The organism is Rhodoferax fermentans (genome assembly GCF_002017865.1).
Taxonomy (GTDB): Bacteria; Pseudomonadota; Gammaproteobacteria; order Burkholderiales; family Burkholderiaceae_C; genus Rhodoferax; species Rhodoferax fermentans.
On the sequence record NZ_MTJN01000002.1, the window covers coordinates 1,421,565 to 1,438,087 of the forward strand.

The 16,523-nt window shown below is 61.8% G+C and carries 10 protein-coding genes; 4 read left to right on the top strand and 6 right to left on the bottom strand.

The annotated features are described in order from the left end of the window. Positions 1-80 precede the first annotated feature (80 nt). The 5 genes from RF819_RS06890 to RF819_RS06910 all read right to left on the bottom strand — a co-directional run bounded on the left by RF819_RS06890 (position 81) and on the right by RF819_RS06910 (position 9,745). Entirely contained in the window at positions 81-6,359 is a 6,279-nt protein-coding gene (locus RF819_RS06890; protein WP_078364298.1) for an excinuclease ABC subunit UvrA, read from the bottom strand. A gap of 147 nt (positions 6,360-6,506) precedes the next feature. Then, the gene (locus RF819_RS06895) at positions 6,507-7,169 is read right to left on the bottom strand and encodes an ABC-type transport auxiliary lipoprotein family protein (protein WP_078364299.1); all 663 of its coding nucleotides are present in this window, start codon (positions 7,167-7,169) and stop codon (positions 6,507-6,509) included. Next, entirely contained in the window at positions 7,166-8,095 is a 930-nt protein-coding gene (locus tag RF819_RS06900) for an MlaD family protein (protein WP_200224347.1), read from the bottom strand. The genes RF819_RS06895 and RF819_RS06900 overlap by 4 nt, the downstream gene beginning before the upstream one ends. Next, positions 8,092-8,904: an ABC transporter ATP-binding protein gene (locus RF819_RS06905; RefSeq protein WP_078364301.1), complete on the bottom strand. Its 813-nt coding sequence runs from the start codon at positions 8,902-8,904 to the stop codon at positions 8,092-8,094. The genes RF819_RS06900 and RF819_RS06905 overlap by 4 nt, the downstream gene beginning before the upstream one ends. A gap of 1 nt (position 8,905) precedes the next feature. Next, entirely contained in the window at positions 8,906-9,745 is an 840-nt protein-coding gene (locus tag RF819_RS06910) for an MlaE family ABC transporter permease (protein ID WP_242473167.1), read from the bottom strand. A 292-nt stretch (positions 9,746-10,037) separates the two neighbouring features. Between RF819_RS06910 and RF819_RS06915 the strand changes: the two genes are divergently transcribed. Further along, entirely contained in the window at positions 10,038-11,885 is a 1,848-nt protein-coding gene (locus tag RF819_RS06915) for a phosphoenolpyruvate carboxykinase (GTP) (protein WP_078364302.1), read from the top strand. Between the two features lie 116 nt (positions 11,886-12,001). On the opposite strand, the gene RF819_RS06920 is transcribed toward RF819_RS06915, so the two are convergent. Further along, a complete protein-coding gene (locus RF819_RS06920; RefSeq protein WP_078364303.1) occupies positions 12,002-13,264 on the bottom strand; it encodes an Hsp70 family protein in 1,263 nt (420 codons plus the stop codon). Between the two features lie 198 nt (positions 13,265-13,462). Here RF819_RS06920 and RF819_RS21290 point away from each other — a divergent pair, with 198 nt between their 5' ends. The 3 genes from RF819_RS21290 to RF819_RS06930 are packed head-to-tail and all read left to right on the top strand — an operon-like array spanning position 13,463 to position 16,353. Beyond that, positions 13,463-13,609, top strand: coding sequence for a hypothetical protein (locus RF819_RS21290; protein WP_158081243.1), 147 nt, complete (start codon positions 13,463-13,465; stop codon positions 13,607-13,609). A gap of 60 nt (positions 13,610-13,669) precedes the next feature. Beyond that, positions 13,670-14,821, top strand: a complete 1,152-nt coding sequence (locus tag RF819_RS06925; RefSeq protein ID WP_244899876.1) for a glycosyltransferase — start codon at positions 13,670-13,672, stop codon at positions 14,819-14,821. Further along, entirely contained in the window at positions 14,818-16,353 is a 1,536-nt protein-coding gene (locus RF819_RS06930) for a CYTH and CHAD domain-containing protein (protein ID WP_078364304.1), read from the top strand. Before RF819_RS06925 ends, RF819_RS06930 begins: the two co-directional genes overlap by 4 nt. Positions 16,354-16,523: the final 170 nt, after the last annotated feature.

Consider the following 16,523-nt stretch of genomic DNA (forward strand, 5'->3'; position numbering starts at 1 on the left):
AGCTTTATGATCAATAAAAACAAGGGCTCAAGCGGCTTTACGGCCGTTTTCTTGAGCTTTTCCCCTGCTGGCGCAAGCTCTCACCGCGCCAGCACCGCTTTGAGCGCCTTGCCGGTGTGGGTGCCGAGCTTGACCACCTCTTCGGGCGGCGCCGCAGCCACCACCTGGCCGCCAGCGGTGCCACCGTCCGGGCCCAGGTCAATCACCCAGTCGGCTTCGGCGATCACGTCCAGGTCGTGTTCGATCACCACCACGCTGTGGCCGCCATCGACCAGGCGGTGCAGGACCTTGATGAGTTTCTCGACGTCGGCCATGTGCAGGCCCACCGTGGGTTCGTCCAGCACATACAGGGTGTGCGGCGCCTTCTGGCCGCGCCGGGTGATGTCGTCGCGCACCTTGGACAGCTCGGTGACGAGTTTGATGCGCTGCGCCTCACCACCACTGAGTGTCGGTGACGGCTGGCCCAACGTCAGGTAACCCAGGCCCACGTCTTTAAGCAACTGCAGCGGGTGCGCAATGACCGGCATGGCGGCGAAGAAGTCCACCGCCTCGTCCACTTCCATCCGCAACACGTCACCAATGTTTTTGCCGCGCCAGGTGACCGCCTGGGTTTCGGGGTTAAAGCGGGCGCCCTTGCAGGTTTCACACAGCACCTTCACATCGGGCAAGAAGCTCATGGCAATGGTGCGGATGCCCTGGCCTTCACAGCTTGGGCAACGGCCCTCGCCAGTGTTGAAGCTGAAGCGGTTGGCCGCGTAACCGCGCGCCTTGGCTTCCAGCGTGTCGGCAAAGAGTTTGCGGATGGTGTCCCAGAAACCGATGTAGGTGGCCGGGCAACTACGTGGTGTTTTGCCAATCGGGGTTTGGTCCACTTCCAACACACGATCTACAGGCTCGTAACCGCTGACCTGTTCACAACCGGTCCAGGCGATGGTTTCGCCTGCTTCCAGCGCATCGCGCCCCGCCTTGGTACTGCGTTTGTGGACCGCTGTCTGCACATTGGCCAGCAACACATCGCGCGCAAGCGTGGACTTGCCGGAGCCGGACACACCGGTCACCGCGACCAAGCGTTTGAGTGGCACCTGGACGGTGACGTTTTGCAGGTTATGCAAATGGGCACCGGTGACGGTGATCCATTGCTGGCTGTAGGGCTCAACCACGTTCGGGTCCACGGGCAACCGTTTGGCGACCTTCGTTTTCTTGGGCGCAGGCACAAACACAAATTTGGCATCCCCAGCTACAGCCGCCAACACGCTGTCAGCAGACGCTGGTTCGCTGGGCAACGGGTTGGCATCAACCGCCAAGGTTTCTGGCGCACTGGCACCCAATTGGCCTCCGGCCCTTTTATCACCTGGGCGAACAGCTACCGATTCCGCAGCAAGCACTACCCGGCGCGCCTGCACCGGATGGCGCATGGCGTGCAACAGATAACGCCCGGTCTGCGACTCGGCGGCGTCCTGAATGTCAGCCACCGAGCCTTCGGCCACCAGCCGCCCGCCGCGTTTGCCAGCACTTGGGCCAATGTCGATGATGTGGTCGGCGTGGCGGATGGTGTCCTCGTCGTGCTCGACCACCACCAGGGTGTTGCCCTGGTCGCTCAGCGTTTGCAAAGCACCCAGCAAAATCTGGTTGTCACGCGCATGCAGGCCAATGGTCGGCTCATCCAGCACATAACAGACACCCTGCAAGTTGCTGCCCAGCTGCGCCGCCAGCCGGATGCGCTGCGCCTCGCCGCCGCTCAAGGTCGGTGCGCCGCGGTCCAGCGTCAAATAACCCAGGCCAACCTGCTCCAGGAACTTGAGGCGGCCCAGAATCTCGGGCACCAGGTCGCGGGCAATCTCGGTCTCGCGCTGGCTCATACGACCCAATACCTGCAAGGTCTCAACCCACGCGCGCATGTCACTCACGCTCAGACGGGCCAGTTCGGTGATGCCAATGCCCTCACCCCTGCCCTCTCCCGACGGGAGAGGGAGAAATTCAGACGCCTGCGCCGCGCTGATGACCGCACTCTCTTGCTCCCTCGCCCCTTTGGGGAGAGGGCCGGGGTGAGGGGCTCCAAACTTGACGGCCCGCGCCGTCGCGTTGAGCCGTGTGCCGTTGCAGCTGGGGCAGACGACATCCACCAGGTCTTCCACATCGGCCTCGACAAAGGTTTGTTCACGGCCTTTGGTTTCATCGTCGCGCACCGAGTCGTCAAACACCTTGCGCTGCTCACGGCTGAGTTTGAGACCGGTGCCCACGCAGTCCGGGCACCAGCCGTGTTTGCTGTTGTATGAAAACAGGCGCGGGTCCAACTCGGCGTAGCTGGTGCTGCACACCGGGCAGGCACGCAAGGTGGAAAACACGCTCAAACGGCCAATCCCCGCCGTCGAAGTGCCCGCCTGCATCGCCTCCGACAACCCGTCCAGATCAGACAAGACATGCAACACGCCCTTGCCATGCTGCAAAGCATCGGCCAGGGCTTGGCGCAGCAGGGTTTCATTCTCGGGCGTCACGTCCAGGCTGAACACCGGCAGCTCGATGGTGTGCTCCTTGAAACGGTCCAGGCGCGGGAATGCTGTGGTCGGCAAAAAGTTGCCGTCGACACGCAGATGGGTGAACCCACGTGGGCGCGCCCAGTCGGCCAGCTCGGTGTAGACACCCTTGCGGTTCATCACCAGCGGCGCCAGCAACCCAATATGCTGACCGCGATAGGTTTTCATCAACTGCGCGGCAATACTCTCAGGCGTTTGCGGCGCCACTGGTGTGCCGTCATGGACGCAGTGCTGGGTGCCGAGTTTGACAAACAGCAACCTTAAGAAGTGCCAGACCTCGGTGGTGGTGCCCACCGTGGACTTGCGCCCGCCGCGACTCAGCCGCTGCTCAATCGCCACCGTGGGCGGAATGCCGTAGACCGCGTCCACCTCGGGCCGCCCAGCCGGTTGCACGATGCTGCGCGCGTAGGCGTTCAGGCTCTCCAGATAACGGCGCTGCCCTTCGTTGAACAAAATGTCAAACGCCAGCGTCGATTTGCCCGAACCGCTGACCCCGGTGACCACGGTGAACTGGCCACGCGGGATGTTGACACTCAGCCCCTTGAGGTTGTGCTCACGCGCATTGATGATCTGAATGGCATCGTGCCCGGACGGCTGCATAGCATCGCTCACCCGCAAACCCGCCGGGGTTGGGCTGAGGCCGGGTGACGATGTCGAGGCAGCGAAGCTGACGTCTGAGGAACCCGGACTCAGCCCAGCCCCGGCAGCGCGCACCACAGACAAATACTTGACAGAGACCTCCGCCACCTCATGCACCACCCCCATCTGCGCCGCGTACTCACGCAGCGCCTGGCCCGTGTGGGAACTGGCGTGCAACATCACATCTTCAGGTGTACCAAAGGCCACCACCTCACCACCCGCGTCACCGCCCTCGGGGCCCAGGTCGATGAGCCAATCGGACGCACGGATCACATCCAGGTTGTGCTCAATCACCAGCAACGAGTGACCCGCGTCGAGCAACTTGCGCAACGCCCGCATCAGTTTGGCAATGTCGTCAAAGTGCAGCCCGGTGGTGGGCTCATCAAACATGAACAACACCCCTTTGCGCGCCAAAGCCTGGCGGCTGGCACTGCTGCTCTTGGCCGCGTCAGCCAGGAAACCAGCGAGCTTCAGGCGCTGGGCTTCCCCCCCACTGAGCGTGGGCACCGGCTGGCCGAGCTTCACATACTCCAGCCCCACATCCACGATGGGTTGCAACGCACGGATGACATCGCGGTCGTCTTTGAACAAGGCTGCGGCTTCACTCACCGTCAGGTCCAGCACATCGGCCACATTAACAACACGCCCACCACGCTCGATGCTGATCTCCAGAATTTCGGGGCGGTAACGTTTGCCATCACAGTCCGGGCAACGCAGGTAGACGTCGCTCAGGAACTGCATCTCAACATGCTCAAAGCCTGAACCACCACAGGTCGGGCAACGTCCGTCGCCGTTGTTGAAGCTGAACTTGGTAGCGGTGTAGCCGCGTTGCTGCGCGAGCGGCGCGTTGGCAAAAATCTCGCGAATCGCGTCCCAGGCACCCACATAACTCACCGGGTTGGAACGCGCGGTTTTGCCAATCGGCGACTGATCGACAAACACCACATCACTGAGTTGCTCAGCACCCAGCAGGCGCTCAAACGCACCGGGCGTGTCGGTGGCTTTGCCAAAGTGGCGCAACAAGGCGGGGGCCAGTGTGTCCTGGATCAGCGTCGATTTGCCCGAGCCAGACACACCGGTGATACACACCAGGCGCTGCAGCGGGATCTCGACCGAGACGTTTTTGAGGTTGTGGTCCGAGGCGCCTTCCATAATCAGGCGCGGTGTGCTGCTTGCCACCAGCCGCTTGAAACCCATGCCCACCTGTTTACGGCCGCCGAGGTACGCGCCGGTCAGCGTGTCGGCATTGCGCAGATCGGCCGTGCTGCCGTCAAACACAATTTGCCCGCCCAACTGGCCGGGGCCGGGGCCCATGTCAATCATGCGGTCGGCGGCGAACATCACCGCCGGGTCGTGTTCAACCACCACCAGGGTGTTACCGGCGTCGCGCAGGCGCTGCATGGCCACGATGATGCGGTGCATGTCGCGCGGGTGCAGGCCGATGCTGGGTTCGTCCAACACAAACAAGGTGTTGACCAGCGAGGTGCCCAGCGCAGTGGTCAGGTTGATACGCTGCACCTCGCCGCCACTGAGGGTGCGGCTTTGGCGGTCCAGCGTCAGGTAACCAATGCCGACCTCGCTCAGGTATTGCAGGCGGGTGCAGATTTCTTCCAGCAGCAGCTTGAGCGTTTTGGCATCTGCCTCGTTGCCAGGGGCCGCGCCCACCTGGGCCAACTGCATGCTGTCAAAAAAGCGGCGCAGCCGGTCGATTGGCAGCAGCATCAGGTCATGCAGGCACAGGCCCGGCAATGCCTCCAGCTGCGCGCGTGACCATGACACACCGGCAGGCAGAAAACGCTTGGCGGGGTCCAGTACCGCGTCGGCCTGGGCCTTGGAGCCAATGCGCCAGAGCAGGCTTTCGGTCTTGAGCCGGGCGCCGGTGCAGGTCGGGCATTCGGTGTAGCTGCGGTACTTGGACAGCAGCACCCGGATGTGCATCTTGTAGGCCTTGGTTTCCAGGTACTCAAAAAAGCGTTTGACGCCAAACCACTTCTTGTTCCACTGGCCATCGCGGTAGCCAGGTTCACCATGGATCACCCAATGCTGTTGCTCCGGGCTGAGCTTGTTCCAGGCAGTGTCGCGCGGAATGCCGTGGGTTTCGGCATGGCGCATCAGATCGTCCTGGCACTCCATCCAGGCCGGGGTCTGGAACGGCTTGATGGCGCCAGAGCGCAAGGTCAGTTTGTCGTTCGGGATGACCAGGCCGTAATCGACCCCGATGACGCGGCCAAAACCTCGGCAGCTGTCGCAGGCACCGACCGCCGAGTTGAACGAAAACATCGAGGCAATTGGCTCGGTGTAGCGCAGGTTGCTGTCCGGGCAATGCAGGCCGGTGGAAAAGCGCCAGATTTCAGGCGCCTCAGCAACTCCTGAATTTGTAGCCACCTGCCCTTGATTGATAAGGGCTAGAGGCTGATTTAACACATAAACACTGAGGCGACCGCCGCCGTGTTTGAGGGCAACCTCAATCGCCTCCAGCACCCGGGCGCGCTCGGCCGCGCCCAAGCGGAAACGGTCGGCCACCACATCGAGCAACTTGCGCTGCGCCACATCACGCTGCGCCTGCACCTTTGTGAAACCACTGACCGAGAGCCATTGTTCAATCTCTTCGGGCGTGGCGCTGGCGGGCAGCTCGACCGGGAAGGTGATGGCCAGCCGCAGGTCCGACGCCCCCACGCTCCCCACTGCGTTGGGTTCGCTGCCCCCCGAGGGGGCTGCTTCACCTTGGGGCGGCCCGGCGGTGAAGCTTTCCGCACGACGCAGCAGTTCGGCGTAAATCGTTTCAGGCGTGTCATGGCGCACCGGCTGGGCAGTAGCGCTGTCAAACAGCTGGGCAGCGCGGGCGAACAACAGCTTCAGGTGGTCGTTGAGCTCAGTCATCGTGCCCACGGTGGAGCGGCTGGAGCGCACCGGGTTGGTCTGGTCGATGGCGATGGCGGGCGGCACACCGTCGACCTTGTCGACCGCAGGTTTGTCCATACGGTCCAGAAACTGGCGCGCGTAGGCGCTGAAGGTCTCTACATAACGGCGCTGGCCTTCGGCAAACAAGGTGTCAAACACCAGGCTGGACTTTCCCGAGCCGCTCGGGCCGGTGACCACGGTGAGTTCACCGGTACGGATGTCCAGGTCCAGGTTCTTGAGGTTGTGCTGGCGTGCACCGCGAATGCGGATGGTTCCCTGGGTCATGGATGGTGTTTCCGGGTGAGGTGGCAAAGGTTGGGGCCGATGATTCTAGGGCGCCACCTGTCGCCCCGGGCCAGCAGCGGTCTTTGTCGAGATCATGACATTCCCGGCTTGGTCAAGCACCGCTCCAGCAGCGGCCTCACAAAGCGTTCAGTCTGTTGGGGGCAAGCGGGATGCTGAAGCGACAAATAGCGCCAGCTGCGCCAACACCTCCTGCACCACCTGGTTCGCTGCCGTCACACCGGCTTGTGCGTTGTCGCTGGTGGCGTCTGCCTCGGCGCTGAACTCGCGCCAGGCCAGAACCCGGCGGGTTTTTTCATCAGTCAAGTAGGCACGCAGGCTGAACTGCACCCGGCTCGGCGTGTTGTGAAAGTTCTGCTGCAAACGGATGATCTGGGTGTCCAGCCGCAAGTCGCCCGACACACCCGCAGGTGCCAGCACCACCGGGCCAAACGCGCCGGTGTGGTCCAACGCGGCCACCAGCAAGGGGCCCAGCATACGCGCCGGTGGGTCAACCCACTCGCTGTGCGCAAAAAATGCCAGGGTCTGGTCGTCACGCACATAGATGATGCGCTGGCTGTCAAACCCCGATGCCGCCCGCGTTGGAGTAACCAGCAGCGTGGACAAGGGCGGTACCACCTTGCTTTGAACAGCTGTTGCCACCGGACCGGGCAAACCTGCCAGCAGGTACAAGGTCGGGGCCTGGGTGGGGGTCGGGCGCAGCGCACCACAGGCCGACAGTGTGAACAGCGCCGCAACCAGCAGCGCACGCTGTAGCCGATAGGTCGAGGTTTTCAGAACGTGATGGGTCATGGTGTGTCGCCTGATTCGCCGGGGCCATTGACCACGGCGGGGTGTCCAAAAATGAGGCCGCTGGGGTTACGCCGGGTTTGTTCGGTGAGCTCGGTGAGTGAACGGCTCAAGTTACTCAGCTCGGCCAACAAACGCTGTAATTCGGGCAAGGTTTCCGCCCCAAACCGCTGCACATCAGCCCCCACCGCACCAATGGTCTGGCCCGCACCGGCGCTGGTTTTGGCCACCTCGGTGCCCATCAGGGCCACCGCGTCGGCGCTGCGCGCCAAGCGCTGCACCAAGTCGTTGAGGCCAGCGCTGGCCACTGAGGCGTTTTTCATGGTGCGGGCGCCGTCGACCAGCGCGGTGTCGATGCTGTCTTTGCGCGCAGCCAGGGTGCGTGTGATGATCGCCATGTCGGCCAGCGCGTTGTGAAAGGCGGCCTGGTTGTCTTTGCTGAGAATCGCGTTGAGGTTGGTGGAAGTGCTGTCGAGCTTGGCCAACACACTGGAGAGCACGTTCTCCAGCCGGGCCGACAAAGACGGCGAGCTGCGGATCACCGGGTAGCGCGCGCCCACTTTGGCCAGCAACACCGGCGAAGCCAGGCTGCCACCACTGAGCTCCACATAAGCAATGCCGGTGAGGCCCTGGGTCTTCAGCACCGCCAGGGTGTCTTCTTTGACGGGGGTGCCTTGCTCGATGGCAAACAGCAGGTTGACGTTTTTAGGGTTGCTGCTGTCGAGCAGGATGGCCTGCACCTTGCCCACATCCACACCGTTGTATTTGACGGGCGCGTTGAGGTTGAGCCCGGCCACCGACTCCTCCAGCACCGCCTGGTACAGCGCGTACTTTTTCTGCCAGGCGCCGCCCGAGGCCAGCCACAAGATACCCGCCACCAGCAGGCTGCCCAGCAGCAGCACAAAAGCGCCAACCAGCGCATAGTTCACTTTGGTTTCGATGATGTCTCCTGTCGGGTAAAACAGGCCTGTGCGGCGGCGGCGCGCGCCCTCGGCCCGTCAAAAAAGGGGCGTATGGCGGGGTCGCTCATCGCGGCCAGCTCAGCCATCGAGCCAATCGCTTGCACCCTGCCATCTGCCAACACCGCCACCCGGTCTGCCACCTGCCACAGCAGATCGAGGTCGTGGGTGATCATGACCACCGTCAGCCCCAGGGTGTCACACAAGCGCAGTACCAGCTCATCAATACCGGCGGCGCTTTGCGGGTCCAGCCCGGCGGTGGGTTCGTCCAGAAACAGCAGCTCAGGCTCCAGCACCAGGGCACGGGCCAGCGCGGCACGTTTCAACATGCCACCACTGAGTTCGGACGGGTATTGGCGGGCCACACTCGCCGCCAGGCCAACAGCAGCCAGCTTCTCGGCCGCCAGGGCATCCACCTCGCGGTTGCCCAGCTGGCGATGTTCACGCAGCGGCAGCCCAATGTTTTCCAGCACCGTGAGTGAGCCAAACAGCCCGCCCTGCTGAAACAGCACCCCAAAACGCTGGCGCAGTGCCAGCGCCGCGGCGTCGCTGATGTTGGCCAGGTCCACCCCCAGCACCCGGATGTGACCCGCATTGGGTGTCTGCAACAAGATCATTTCGCGCAGCAAGGTTGATTTGCCGGTGCCGCTGCCGCCAATCACGGCAAACACTTCGGCGCGGCGCACGGCCAGGTTGATGTCCTTGTGCACCACATGCTGGCCAAAACGTGTCACCACCTGTTGCATCTCAAGCACCGTCTCGGGCGTATCGGTGGTCATGTCACAGGTCCAGCATGCTGAAGGCCACCGAAAACAGGGCATCCGCCACAATCACCACAAAGATGGACTGCACCACAGCGCGGGTGGTGTGTATGCCCACACTGTCCGCACCACCGCGCGTGCGAAAACCCTGGAAACAGCCGGCCATGACAATGATCGCGGCAAAAATCGGCGCCTTGCCAATACCCACCAGGTAGGTGGTGACACTGACCGCTTTGGAGAAGCGGTCCAGAAACTCAGCAAAACCCACACCCAGTTGGGCGCGGGCCATCAACATGCCGCCCAGCACACCTGAGACATCGGCAAACACGGTCAGCAGTGGCAGGGCCAGCACCAGGGCCAGGAGTTTGGGCAGCACCAGCATCTCCAGCGGCGCGATGCCTATGGTGCGCATGGCATCAATCTCCTGCGTCACCGACATGGTGCCGATTTGTGCCGCATAGGCCGAGCCGGAGCGCCCGGCAATGATGATGGCCGTCATCAAGGGCGCAAATTCGCGCAACATCGACAAACCCACCAAATCCGCGACAAAAATATTGGCGCCGTATTGGCGCAGCTGATCAGCCCCCTGGTACGCCACCACAATACCCAGCAGGAACGACAGCAGCCCAACAATCGGCAGCGCATCGAACCCCGCGCTGCGCAGGTTAAACAGGATGGGGCGCCAGCGAATGCGCCTGGGGTGCAGCACCCAGCCAAGCAGCGCCATCACGTTTTCCCCCAAAAAACCAAGTACTGCCAATACCTGCGCCTGGATGCCGCACGACCAACGGCCAAGGCGCGCCAACATCCCCCATGGGGGCTGGGCGGCGCTTGGGGCGGATGGCAGATCGTCATTCATGGATGCCGCGCATGCTAGGGGCCGATGAAGGGACAGTCTGTGCTCCAGTACACGGACAGCGCCCTCTTTGCCCCCAAACCGCGCTTGGCCACGTCGGGCTGGCGGCCGCCTGTTTGTCACCCATCTGACATGGATCAAAACCATACTGCACAAAGTGCTGGACTTGTGCAAAGATGAGGCTTGCGCCATAATTATTAACAATTAATTAATAACGTCGCGCATCAGAGACCTGGAGCCGCACACGGGTACGCACTCCGGGAGACAAGTTTTTTTAACTGCAAGGAGTCGTTCAATGAGTGGCAAGTCCATGGGTTCCCCGGCGAATACGAGCAACGAGAAGCTTCTCACATGGGTCAGTGACATGGCCGAACTGTGTAAACCTGACCGCGTGGTGTGGTGCGACGGTTCGCAGGATGAGTACGACCGCTTGTGTGAAGAAATGGTGGCCGCAGGCACCTTCATCCGTCTCAATCCCGAAAAGCGCCCCAACTGTTTCCTCGCCCGCACCCATCCCTCGGATGTGGCCCGTGTCGAAGAGCGCACCTTCATCTGCTCTGCCACCAAAGACGAGGCAGGCCCCACCAACAACTGGGCCGCACCAGAGGAAATGCGCGCCACCCTGAAGAATGTGTTCACCAACTGCATGACCGGGCGCACCATGTATGTGATCCCGTTCAGCATGGGGCCACTAGGCTCACCGATTGCCAAGATTGGTGTGCAGATCACCGACAGCGCCTATGTGGTGACCAATATGCGCATCATGACGCGTATGGGTGCCAAGGTATTGGACGTGCTGGGCAACGGCGCCTTCATCCCGTGTATGCACTCAGTCGGCGCACCGCTGGCTCCGGGCCAAAAAGACTCGACCTGGCCATGTGAGCCCGATATCGCCAAAAAGTACATCGCCCATTTCCCCGACACCACCGAGATCTGGTCGTATGGCTCGGGCTACGGTGGCAATGCCTTGCTGGGCAAAAAATGCCTGGCCCTGCGTATTGCCTCGGCCATCGCCCGCAAGGAAGGCTGGCTGGCCGAACACATGCTGATCTCGGGTCTGGAGTCTCCGGAAGGTCAAAAAACCTACATCGCAGCCGCGTTCCCCAGCGCCTGTGGCAAGACCAACCTGGCCATGCTGCGCCCACCCAAGGGCATGGAGGGCTGGAAGGTCACCACCGTGGGTGACGACATCGCCTGGATCAAAAAAGGCCCTGACGGCTCCCTGCGCGCCATCAACCCTGAGGCCGGTTTCTTTGGCGTGGCCCCAGGCACCAACTACTCGTCCAACGCCAACGCGATGTTGACCATGACGAAGAACTCGATCTTCTCCAACGTGGCATTGACCGACGACGGTGATGTCTGGTGGGAAGGCATGGACGGCCCCGCCCCCGAGCACTGCATCGACTGGCAAGGCAAGGACTGGACCCCTGGCTGTGGCCGCCCCGCCGCCCACGCCAACTCGCGCTTCACCGCGCCTGCCAGCCAATGCCCGTCAATTGACCCCGACTGGGAAAACCCGGCTGGGGTGCCGGTCGCGGCCTTCATCTTTGGTGGCCGCGCCAGCAAGGAAATGCCGCTGGTGTTCCAGTCCTTCAACTGGGCGCATGGGGTTTACCTGGCCGCTACCATGGGCTCGGAAGCCACCGCTGCAGCGATTGGGGTGGTGGCCACCCGGCGTGACCCGATGGCCATGCTGCCGTTCTGTGGCTACAACATGGCCGACTACTTCTCGCATTGGCTCAATGTGGGGCGCAACGTCAGCAACCCACCACGCATCTTCCGCGTCAACTGGTTCCGCAAAAACGACGAAGGCAAGTTCATCTGGCCTGGTTTTGGCGACAACCTGCGTGTGCTGAAGTGGATTGCCGGACGCGTGCATGGCCAGGCTTGTGCGGTGGAAAGCCCGATTGGCTGGATGCCCCGCTTTGAGGACCTGGATTGGACGGGGTTGGACTTCTCCAGCGACAGTTTCTACGACCTGATGGCCGTGGGCCGCGAAGCTGGCACGGCCGAAGCCCATGCCCACGAAGAGCTGTTTGACCGCTTCCGCGACCGCCTGCCCAAGGAGTTCACCTTTGAACGGGAGTTGCTGCGCTCTCGCCTGTGGCGCTCGCCCGACCGCTGGGAACTGGCGCACGAGTAAGGCCCCCTTGACGCCCCGGCCAACCAGCGGGGCGATATCACCACACGGCGAGCTTCTGGCTCGCCGTTTTTTTGCCCCTATCACACCAACCAGCGCGTGATGTGACCACAGCCCTCTCAAGCCCGAACTTGGGAATAGGCCAGACCGGCCGCCACCCCACCAAACAGGTCACCTTCCACCAGGGGCACACCGGGAAACTCGGCCCGCAACGCCGCCTGAAATGGCCGCAGGGCCGACGAGCCCCCGGTCAGGTAAATAGCGTCCAGCGCGGCGTCGGAGATACCGGCACGCAACACGCAGTCTCGTGCACAGGCCACCACCTTACCTAGCAAGCTCGCCAGGTGCGCCTGCATGTCCTCGGGCGTCATCTGCAAAACAAAGCCAGGTTCCACAAACGACAGATCCACGGCCGTGCTGTCATTGAGGTCTGAGCAGCGAATTTTGGCCAGTTCCAGCTCATGCGCCATCTGGTGGCCTAACCGGTGGTTGAGCACCTTCATCAAGCGCTGGTGTAAATGCGGGTCGGCATAGTTGCTGCGCAATTCCCGGGCCTGGCTCAGCGCGCGCGACTGGTACAGCCAGTTGATCAGATGCCAAGTTGACAGGTCAAAGAAGATGCGGCTGGGCACCTCGCGCTGCTGCGGCCCAAGGTGGCGGTAACCCAGCATCGGCATCAGCTGCTCCAGACTCAGTTTCTGGTCAAAGTCGGTGCCGCCGATGTGTACACCGGTGGTGGCCAGGATGTCGCTGACCCGCTCCGGCCGCGTGACACGTTGCGGACCCAGCCGCACCACGGTGAAGTCTGAAGTCCCGCCGCCAATGTCCACCACCAACACCACCGACTCACGCTGCAGGCGACGCTCGTAGTCCAGTGCGGCAGCAATCGGCTCCAGCTGGAACGTCACCTCGTCAAAACCAACGGACTGCGCCGCCTGCCGCAGTGAGGCCTCGGCCTGGGCATCACGCAACGGGTCATCATCGACAAAATGCACCGGGCGCCCCATCACCACACGCCTGGGAGACGCCCCCAATGACTCGGTGGCGCGCTCGCGCAAAGTCGCCAGAAAAGTGGCGATGATGTCCTGAAAGCTGACCTGCCGGTGGTTGATCACCGTGGTTTCCAACAACAAGGGGCTGCCCAGCAGGCTTTTGAGCGAACGCATCAGCCGCCCGGGTGTGCCACCCAAGTACTGCGCCACCGCATCACGGCCAAAGTGGGTGCTCAGGTCTTCTGAGTTGTAGAACACGGCGGTCGGCATGGCGGTGGCCTGGCCCTCCAGGCAGAGGTGGCGGGCCTCACCGAGCGGGTCGGCCCAGGCCATGGCGGAGTTGGAGGTGCCGAAGTCGATGCCAAGTGTGCCTTGGGGGGAAGAAATCATGGGGAAAAACAAGGTGGGTGAAAGGAAACCAGCCCATATAGATGGGTAGAACCCAGGAAGGACCGAAAAGTCAGAGCGGGCGATTCTGCCAGCTTGGGGCAAACGCTGGCGCGTGGCAGGAAAGCCCACACGACGCTGTCACACAAGCTTCACAGACAGAAAGCACACTGAAGGCCTTGTTCTGGACAGAGGCAACCCATGCGTGATCGATCCGACTTTGTGATGTTGTGTCTCAGCTGGCTGGGGGCTTTCAACGACCACTTGACCATGGGCTTCATCACCTCGACAGAAATCGCCTACGCTGACTGGCCTGAGTCAGCGCGCCATCCGCAAACATGGAAATAGTGTGGTTCGGCCGTCCGCAAGAAAGATCTCCAGCGCAGCAACGTGAACGGTTGGACGCCATTGCTGGCAACCTCTGAGCTTGAAAAAGCCCCCCCGGGGTCAGCGACGACCCGCGTCGACCTGATCTACTTCAATGCCGGGGGTGGGCACCGGGCCGCTGCGACCGCGTTGCAACAGGTCATGCACGGCCAAGCCTGGCAAGTGCGACTGGTGCACTTGTTTGACATCCTTGACCCCAGCCGCCTGTTTGCCAGAACACTCGGTTTCCAGCCGGAAGACCTCTACAACAGGCAACTGGCCATCGGCATGACCCTGGGCATGTCACTGGAGCTCAAATTGCTGCAGATGCTGATCAAAATGGGGCACCAGGCGATGGTCAAGCGGATGCAGGCCTATTGGCTCGATGCCCAGCCCGACATGGTTGTGTCAGTGATACCCAACTTCAACCGCGCCTTGTGTGAAAGCTTGAGACTGGCCTTGCCAAGTGCCTCGTACGTGACCGTGCTCACCGATATGGCCGACCACCCACCAGCCTTCTGGGTCGAACCGGACCTGCCCCAGCAGGTGGTTTGCGGTACCCACTACGCAGCCCAGCAAGCGATAGCTGCAGGTTGTTCAGCGCAGCGTGTCCACCAAACCTCAGGCATGATCCTGTCGCCCCGGTTTTACGCGTTGTCGGCCTCGGATCGCTGGGCAGAACGGTTCAGGCACGGCTTTGTTGGCAAGCAGGCGGTGGGGCTGGTGATGTTTGGCGGGTATGGCTCCGATGTGATGAAGACCATCGCGACCCGCCTGGTCGACACGCCGCTGATTTTGGTCTGCGGCAAAAATGCAGCGTTAGCCCAATCCTTGCGCGCAATGACCACCCAAGCGCCTCATGTGGTGGTCGAATTCACCGATGACATGGCGTACTGGATGCGTCTGGCGGACTTTTTCATCGGTAAACCCGGGCCAGCCAGCCTCAGTGAAGCGGTGCATATGGGGCTGCCTGTTGTCATCACCTGCAATGCCTGGACCATGCCTCAGGAGCGCTGGAACACCCAATGGGTTCGCAACAACGGTTTGGGGGTGGTCCTCAAAAGTTTTCGCAGTGTGCGCTCGGCAGTGCATGACATCGTGAGTCACCTGTCCACGTGGCAAAAGAACGTCCGCCAGGTGCAAAATCGGGCCGTGTTTGAAGTGCCACAGCTTTTGGCCAAGATGACCATATGATTCGATCACTTTCCAGGCAAGCACCCGCACCCCAAGAGATTGAGCTCAAACTGAGCTTGCCGATGGCCGATCCGGCCAGATTGGCTACACAGTTGGCACAGGTCCCTGCGTTGTCCCGACACCAAGCCACTCACCAGACCTTACACAACATTTATTACGACACACCCGACCAGCAGCTTCGCCAGCAACACGCCGTCCTCAGACTGCGGCGTGTTGGCAGCAGCGGCGCCCCGCGATGGCTGCAGACTTTCAAAATGGGGAGCAGTGAGCCATCGGCCCTGAGTCGGCGCAGCGAATGGGAGACTCCCGTCGCTGCGGCCACCTTGTCCCATCAGGCGCTCAAGGCCACAACATGGTCGGAGATTGACTCCGATGGCAGCCTCTTTGCGGCCTTGGCACCTTGTTTTGTGACCCACTTTGAACGCACCCTCTGGCTGGTGCAACAACACGACAACAGCGTGGTCGAAGTGGCGCTGGACCTGGGTCAGATTGAGGCCCTTGGCCAAACCACACCCATTTGTGAACTGGAGCTGGAACTGAAGGCCGGAGAGCCATCCGTTTTGTTTGATATCGCCCATGAGATTGCCCACTCGGTCGCTGTGCTGCCGTCCAGCATGAGCAAAGGTCAGCGCGGTTATGCACTGGCGCAAGCTGGTTTGAACCGGCCGTACCGCGCGCCATTGCCAAACTTCAGCAAAGACGTGCCCGTGCTGCTGATGGCACAGCAGGTGCTGCGCCATGCATTGACCCAGTTCACCACCAATCTGGAGAGTTTGCTCTGTTCTGACGATCCCGAAGTGCTACACCAGGCCAGGGTAGGCTGGCGCCGCTTCAAGAGTGCCCGACAGATGTTCAGGAAGCTGATGCCCCTGGCTGCACCACAACCCGATGCTGCCTTGCACGGTCTTCTGACCCATCTGGGTGAACTGCGCAATCTGGATGTGGCCCGCACTGAAACCTTGCCAGCCCTGGCCGAGGCGTTCATTCTGGGCGACCCTCGGCGGGCCCAAGCCTGGCAAACCATGATGACCCTTCTGACGCAGCTGAGCGACCAGCAACGCGAAACGGTGCGTCAGGCGCTGCAACAAGCTGATGTGGGAGCCAGTCTGCTCGCCATCCAGCAATGGTTGGAAAACCTTCCTGCTGACGGGCAGTCAAGGCCTGCGCCCCGCATGCGACTGCGTGGCTGGGTCAAACAACGGATGCAGCGCTTGAACCGTCAGCTGGACAAGGCCTGCCAGGTTGCCAACACCCCAGCGCAGTGGCATCAGGTACGCATCTTGGCTAAACGATTGCGGTATGGCACCGAGAACTTGCAAGGTTTGATGCCCCCACGCCTGGTCAAGCTCAGTCTGGAACGCGCAAGCACCCTTCAAAGCAGCATCGGTGCATCACGCGATACCGCTCACATCAGCACCTTGATGGCCAGACTGGCTCTGGAGCCTGGTGTGGCGGAATTTTTGCGTGGATTCTCTGTCGGGGCGACACGGGCACTCGCCAGCACAGCACACTCGGCAAAGCATATTGCCTGACTCGGATAACGCGGTCATCTGCTGACCGCATCCCGTGCGTTCCGCTTGGGAACAACGGCAGCGGCACCCGGCTGCAAGCATTTGCCATGGGTAATACCAATTGGCCAAATCAGGCACACGGGCACCATAGAATCACCAGACAACGAAGAGACCCCATTAACCAAATCTGA

Coding starts and splice junctions, on each gene's coding strand:
- RF819_RS06890 (WP_078364298.1), bottom strand. CDS start 6,359: ATGACCCAGGGAACCATCCGCATTCGCGGTGCACGCCAGCACAACCTC.
- RF819_RS06930 (WP_078364304.1), top strand. CDS start 14,818: ATGATTCGATCACTTTCCAGGCAAGCACCCGCACCCCAAGAGATTGAG.
- RF819_RS06895 (WP_078364299.1), bottom strand. CDS start 7,169: ATGACCCATCACGTTCTGAAAACCTCGACCTATCGGCTACAGCGTGCG.
- RF819_RS06905 (WP_078364301.1), bottom strand. CDS start 8,904: ATGACCACCGATACGCCCGAGACGGTGCTTGAGATGCAACAGGTGGTG.
- RF819_RS06910 (WP_242473167.1), bottom strand. CDS start 9,745: ATGAATGACGATCTGCCATCCGCCCCAAGCGCCGCCCAGCCCCCATGG.
- RF819_RS06915 (WP_078364302.1), top strand. CDS start 10,038: ATGAGTGGCAAGTCCATGGGTTCCCCGGCGAATACGAGCAACGAGAAG.
- RF819_RS21290 (WP_158081243.1), top strand. CDS start 13,463: ATGCGTGATCGATCCGACTTTGTGATGTTGTGTCTCAGCTGGCTGGGG.
- RF819_RS06920 (WP_078364303.1), bottom strand. CDS start 13,264: ATGATTTCTTCCCCCCAAGGCACACTTGGCATCGACTTCGGCACCTCC.